Origin of the sequence: Shewanella sp. Isolate7 (assembly GCF_022398425.1) — a bacterium.
Taxonomy (GTDB): domain Bacteria; phylum Pseudomonadota; class Gammaproteobacteria; order Enterobacterales; family Shewanellaceae; genus Shewanella.
In genome coordinates this window covers 1-6,357 of sequence record NZ_JAKEVJ010000142.1, presented here as the reverse complement: position 1 = coordinate 6,357, position 6,357 = coordinate 1, and the positions used below count along the sequence as shown (strand labels likewise).

Genomic DNA, 6,357 nt, shown 5'->3' with positions numbered 1-6,357 from the left:
TCGCGCCGAGAGAGCGATAAAACCGTTCGTCATTGGGCGGAAGAACTGGCTATTTGCCAATACGGCCAATGGTGCGAACGCGAGTGCCATACTGTACAGTGTGATCGAAACCGCCAAGGCGAATGGGTTGACGCCCTTCGATTACTTGATGTACTGCCTTGAGCAGTTGTCACTTAAGCCCGAGTGTCTAGAACACTTGCTACCCTGGAATGCAAAACTCGGCTAGGTGCAGTTCTCCGGACGGATACCAAAATACCTTATAAATCAATGTGAAAAACAACAAATTCACAAGACCTATATTAAGGACAATTGACAGCAACACTCTTTAAAGAAACATAATCCGGGGTTGCTATGTATCTCTAAAGAACAGAGCCATACTAATACCATTTGAATATTGTATACAATATCTGATTGTGAAAATTGGCTGCGAATTTTTGCATATCTTATAACCAGCAGAGACTCGCCCCTGGGGTGGCTTTGTCGTCAATTTGTGCGTAAGTGGTCAATTTAATGACAGATTGTACAAATTGAGTTGCTATTGACTATAGTTATGTTATTAAAGTTAGGTTGCTTTTCATATTCTTAGGGGATTATCTCGCATCCACATCGGGTCGCGGGGACTCAATGGGTATGGGGAAAATCAATGGAGTTGCTTCGAGTGGCCAGAGCTGAGCCGATACAATTACCCCTGTCAAAGTTACAAACAGGCATCACTGTTAAATTACCCTTGTCTTGGAAAAACCATCCTTTCCTTTTTAACCGTATCAAGATTGAAGAAGAAGCGCAGATAGAGCTGATTAAGAGTCTCGGCGTGCCCTATGTGCTTCTCGTTTCGGGCGAAGAGTTGTTGGCGGAAGAGAGCACCGAGACGGACGAGCAGGCAGTCAAGGCCGAAGAGGTAGTGGATCCCATTGCCGAAGCCAAACGCAACGTGCGTAAATCTCTGCGTCTGAGTCAGAAGCGTTTCATCGACTGTGTCAACGAGTGCCGTTCCACCTTCAGCAAGGTGGCCAGCGATCCCGAAGGCGCCTATCGTGAGGCAGCCTCCCTGGTGGAGTCCCTCATAGAGCATATGTTTGAGTATGAGCAGACGCACCTTGCCCTAGTGAGTGCAGGTGAGAGTGATAACAGCGTGACGCTGCACGGCATCTCGGTGGCGGTGTTGGCGCTGATGATCGCCAGGGCCATGGAGCTGCCTAAATCGGATATGCGCGACATCGCCCTGGGCTGCTTGTTCCACGACATAGGCAAGCTTAAGGTGCCCGAGTCTATCCGCCGCAAGAAGACCCCACTGTCTGCCTCCGAGGCGAATTTCCTCAAGATGCACCCTAACTTTGGCTATGAGATGCTGAACAAGACGGGCCTGTTTAACAAGGCTGTGCTCAATATCATCTTGCATCATCACGAGTTTATCGACGGCTCGGGCTTTCCCGATGGCCTGACAGAGAAGAAGATCCCCATCACCACTCAGCTGGTGAGCCTGGCCAACGATTACGACGGTCAGCTATGGGCCGAAGAGAGCCGCTCGCCTCAGGTCGCCTTGGGTTACCTGTTTAAGAACCATGCCGGGAAACATTCAGAGACACTGATCGCTGTATTGGTCAAGCTGCTGGGGATCTATCCACCAGGCACCCTGGTGCGCTTAAGCGATGGCGATGTGGGCAAGGTGATGGTCACCACACAATCGGTGAAACAGCCGCAGGTATGGGCCTGTCATCCAGACGGTAGCGAGCCGGGCCTGCGCTTCCTCAGCCAGGAGGAGGTGTTTGTCGATAGCGTGCTTAAGCGCGAGGAGTTAAACGAAGGCGCGCTGCGTGTGTTACAGGCCGATAGCGGAATAAGTTTTTATTTTGCTGGCACCCCATAGTCCCGTTGCGTTATTTTAGAGTCCTGGTTTCAAGCTAAAGAATTCAAGATGATAACATCTGTTGCCGTCGTCGGCTGCGGCTGGTTTGGTTTGCCTCTCGCCAAGGCATTAGTGGCCGAAGGCTTTAAGGTCACAGGTTCGAAACGGGCCCATGAGGATTCGAAGGCCCTATCTGCCGATGGGATTGCCGGCTTTGCGCTGGATCTCGAGCAACTAAGTGATAGTGACACCCTCAGCGATAAAGACAGTCAAGCGATAACCCGTGGCCTCGAGTGCGATGCCATAGTGATCAACATTCCTCCCGGGCTGCGTCGTGGCGATAATGGTTATCTCAAGCGTCTAAAGCGTCTCAAGGCCCTAATGGGGAGCCATAGCTACCAGCGCATCATCTTCATCAGCACCACAGGCGTTTATCCTTCTGGTGGTGAGTGCACCGAGCGCGATGCCAAGGCCCATAGCCCGGCGAGTGAGACTCTGCTGGCGGCCGAAGCGCTTTTTTCGGCAGATGAGGCACTCTTATTGGCAGATAACAGCGTTGGCGGCAAGCAAGCTGCGAGTCATTGCGTCGTCCTGCGTTTTGCCGGGCTTATCGGGCCCAAGCGGCATCCGGGGCGTTTCCTGGCGGGAAGAGAGGGTATACCCGGTGGTAACCTGGCGGTGAATCTGGTGCATCTCGAAGACTGCATAGGCGCCGTAGTTGCGCTGCTTAAAGCACAGGGGCCTTTATCGCCTGCCTATAATCTTTGCGCGCCACGGCATCCCAGCAAGGCGGAATTTTATCAATTGGCGGCGACTCAGTTGGGGCTCACCCCACCAAGCTTTGTCGAGGGTGACCCGGTTGACGATAAGCGCGTCGATGGAGGCCTTATCACCCAGGAGCTAAACTATCAGTATCAGTTTACGGATCCCTTGGCCATGTTGGCGCATTGCTAATGCCTAACCGAATCTAAATTAGGCCTAAGGAAGGTGCGAACAAGTCGTCGCACAGCTCTGGCTTTGATAGCAGCGACAGTTCAAGGCATTCAACTGAGGGCATGCCGAGGCCTGCTGAAGTTGAATAACGCCGAAATGGTGTTGCTATCAAAGCCCCGCAGGGCGAGGCTTACAGCGGTATTTGCTGCGTTACAGTTCTTGCGAAGGACTAGGGCCATTCGCTGTAAACTGTGCCTAGCATCTATCCGCTTTAAGCACACGCAGAGCAAGCACGGGANTCGTCGCACAGCTCTGGCTTTGATAGCAGCGACAGTTCAAGGCATTCAACTGAGGGCATGCCGAGGCCTGCTGAAGTTGAATAACGCCGAAATGGTGTTGCTATCAAAGCCCCGCAGGGCGAGGCTTACAGCGGTATTTGCTGCGTTACAGTTCTTGCGAAGGACTAGGGCCATTCGCTGTAAACTGTGCCTAGCATCTATCCGCTTTAAGCACACGCAGAGCAAGCACGGGACTTATTCGCACCTTCCCTAAGCTTTGATGAGCCAGAGGAAGAAACATTTTTTCAATAATAAGAAGAGTTGGTTATGAAAAGAGTCATGAATCTATGTCGTTATATAAGCCTGTTGTTCGTCGCCCTGGCAGCGTTTCAGGTGAGTGCCCAGGCTAAGTATGTCGAAGGGGTCGATTATGTGAAGGTGGCAGGGATCCCCGAGGTGAACCAGCCCGTGGTGCGTGAGTTCTTCTCCTACAACTGCCCCCACTGTTATCGCCAGGATGGCTTGATCAGTTCGGCCGTGGCCAAGTTAAAGGCGGAGATGGGGGATAAGCTGGCATTTGAGCGCACGCCGGTGGCGGGCGGCCGCGCGGCCTGGCAGTTGAGCCAGGAGGCCTATTATCTGGCGAAGAAGTTTCATGTCACCGAGCAGGCCCATGGCAATCTGTTTAAGCGGATCCATGAGGGCGATGGCGCCTTTAAGCGCCAGGAGGAGCTGAGTCAGTTCTTCGTCGAGCAAGGCCTGCCAAAGACTGAGATAGATAAGGCGCTGGCATCTGTGGATAACAAGTTAGCCATTGCCGATTATGATACCCAGGCGCAGCTATCAGGGATCCGCGGCGTGCCTTCTTTGCTGGTAAACGGCAAATATCTGGTGAGCAATAAGCAGCGCAGTGCAGAGGAGCTGGCGGACCTGCTCGCCTACCTATCGACGCTGGAATAGGGCGTTTTTGCTTCCTGGTAGGAAAGCTCCTTTAATCCCTCAAGCCGCCTCTGGCGGCTTTTTTGTACATTCCGTTAACATTTCTGTTCGACCTTAGTCTAGTTTGCAAGCCTATGAAAATTATAGGTTTACGCTGGCGTCAACTTTAAACCCCTTGTTTTGTAAAGAAAATGTGCGAATTCGTCTAAAGGTTGACGCTGGCGTTAGACCAAAGTCGCGATTGTCCTAAAGACTGCGCTTGCTAGATTAATTCATGACTTAATAATAATCAGCACAGGGGAGTCGCAATGGCTTTTGAAAATAACGAAAAGGCAGAAGGTTACTGGCGTGAAAATTTACGCCTAGTGCTCGGACTGCTATCAATTTGGGCTGCAGTGTCATTTGGCTGCGGTATTTTACTGGTCGATGTACTCAATGAGATCCATTTCATGGGCTTTAAGCTGGGCTTCTGGTTTGCACAGCAGGGGGCCATGTATGTATTCGTTGCACTGATTTTTGTCTACGTGGCGAAAGCCAATGCGCTGGACAAAAAATACAATGTTCATGAAGACTAAGGAGCAATGAGATGGATGTTCAAACGTTAACTTATTTGATAGTGGGCCTGACCTTTGCCCTCTATATTGGCATTGCGATCTGGTCTCGCGCCGGTTCAACGAAAGAGTTCTATGTTGCCGGTGGTGGTGTACACCCTGTGATGAACGGTATGGCCACCGCGGCTGACTGGATGTCGGCAGCCTCTTTCATCTCCCTGGCGGGTATCGTCTCCTTCGTTGGTTACGACGGTTCCGTTTACCTGATGGGCTGGACCGGGGGCTATGTGCTCTTGGCGCTCTGTATGGCACCTTACCTACGTAAGTTTGGCAAGTTTACCGTGCCCGACTTTATCGGCGATCGTTACTACTCTCAGGCGGCCCGTACCGTTGCGGTGGTCTGTGCCATCTTCATCTGTTTCACCTACATTGCGGGTCAGATGCGTGGTGTGGGCGTGGTATTCTCGCGCTTCTTGGAAGTGGACGTTGATACCGGTGTTTATATTGGTATGGCCGTGGTCTTCTTCTACGCCGTACTCGGCGGCATGAAAGGGATCACCTATACCCAGGTGGCTCAGTACTGCGTATTGATCTTCGCCTTCATGGTTCCGGCCATCTTCATCTCTGTGATGATGACGGGTCATATCTTACCTCAGTTAGGTTTTGGCGCCGAGTTGGTCGACGCGGCTGGCAACGGTACAGGCACATATCTGCTTGAAAAACTTGATGGTCTGTCGGCACAGCTTGGTTTCTCTCAGTACACTGAGGGCTCTAAGGGGATGATCGACGTCTTCTTTATCACGGGCGCACTGATGTTTGGTACTGCGGGTCTGCCACACGTGATCGTTCGCTTCTTCACCGTACCTAAGGTGAAAGATGCGCGCGTGTCAGCGGGTTGGGCATTGGTGTTTATCGCCATCATGTATACCACCATTCCTGCGCTGGCCGCCTTCTCTCGCGTGAACATGATTGAGACCATCAACGGTCCTGAGTCTACAGGTGTGGCCTATGAAACGGCGCCAGACTGGATCAAGAACTGGGAGAAGACTGGTCTTATCAAGTGGGACGACAAGAACAGCGATGGCAAGATCTACTATGCCAAGGGTGAAACCAACGAGATGAAGATCGACCGCGACATCATGGTACTGGCTACCCCTGAGATCGCCAATCTTCCTGCCTGGGTTATCGCCTTGGTGGCGGCCGGTGGTCTGGCGGCGGCGCTGTCAACTTCTGCGGGTCTGCTGCTGGTGATCTCGACGTCGGTTTCACACGACCTGTTGAAGAAGAACTTCATGCCGGATATCTCGGACAAACAGGAGCTGCTCTATGCCCGTATCGCCGCGGCGCTGGGTATCGTCATGGCGGGTTACTTTGGTATTAACCCTCCAGGATTCGTGGCAGCTGTGGTGGCAATCGCCTTCGGCTTGGCGGCATCGTCACTCTTCCCGGCGATCATCATGGGCATCTTCTCTCGCACCATGAATAAAGAGGGCGCCATCGCCGGTATGGTGATCGGTCTGCTGTTCTCGGCCAGCTACATCATCTACTTCAAGTTTGTGAACCCAGCAGATAACAACGCGGCCAACTGGTTGTTTGGTATCTCTCCTGAAGGCATAGGCATGCTGGGTATGCTAGTTAACTTCGGTGTGGCCTTCATCGTCAGCAAGGTGACCGCAGCAGTACCACAGAATGTCGTGGATATGGTGGAGTCTATCCGCTTCCCTAAGGGAGCCGGCGAGGCCCACGACCATTAATCGATGGAATGATTAGCGACTAGTCGCTAAGAGTATCGACTCAGGGAGCGCAGTGC

At 52.3% G+C, this 6,357-nt stretch carries 6 protein-coding genes; all 6 read left to right on the top strand.

Annotation, left to right across the window (positions count from 1 at the left end; all coding sequences use genetic code 11):
• The coding region (locus L1D47_RS20365) for a transposase domain-containing protein (protein ID WP_239883628.1) at positions 1 to 226 on the top strand (226 nt) is incomplete at its 5' end.
• A 417-nt stretch (positions 227 to 643) separates the two neighbouring features.
• Complete coding sequence (locus L1D47_RS20360) at positions 644 to 1,867, top strand: HD domain-containing phosphohydrolase (RefSeq protein WP_239886585.1); 1,224 nt, start codon at positions 644 to 646, stop codon at positions 1,865 to 1,867.
• 48 nt (positions 1,868 to 1,915) lie between these two features.
• Positions 1,916 to 2,800, top strand: coding sequence for an SDR family oxidoreductase (locus L1D47_RS20355; protein ID WP_239886584.1), 885 nt, complete (start codon positions 1,916 to 1,918; stop codon positions 2,798 to 2,800).
• Between the two features lie 584 nt (positions 2,801 to 3,384).
• On the top strand, positions 3,385 to 4,017 hold the full coding sequence (locus L1D47_RS20350; protein WP_239886583.1) for a thiol:disulfide interchange protein DsbA/DsbL: 633 nt from the start codon (positions 3,385 to 3,387) through the stop codon (positions 4,015 to 4,017).
• Between the two features lie 287 nt (positions 4,018 to 4,304).
• Positions 4,305 to 4,571: a DUF4212 domain-containing protein gene (locus tag L1D47_RS20345; RefSeq protein WP_041509501.1), complete on the top strand. Its 267-nt coding sequence runs from the start codon at positions 4,305 to 4,307 to the stop codon at positions 4,569 to 4,571.
• An 11-nt stretch (positions 4,572 to 4,582) separates the two neighbouring features.
• Complete coding sequence (locus tag L1D47_RS20340) at positions 4,583 to 6,301, top strand: sodium:solute symporter family protein (protein ID WP_239851194.1); 1,719 nt, start codon at positions 4,583 to 4,585, stop codon at positions 6,299 to 6,301.
• Positions 6,302 to 6,357 lie beyond the last annotated feature (56 nt).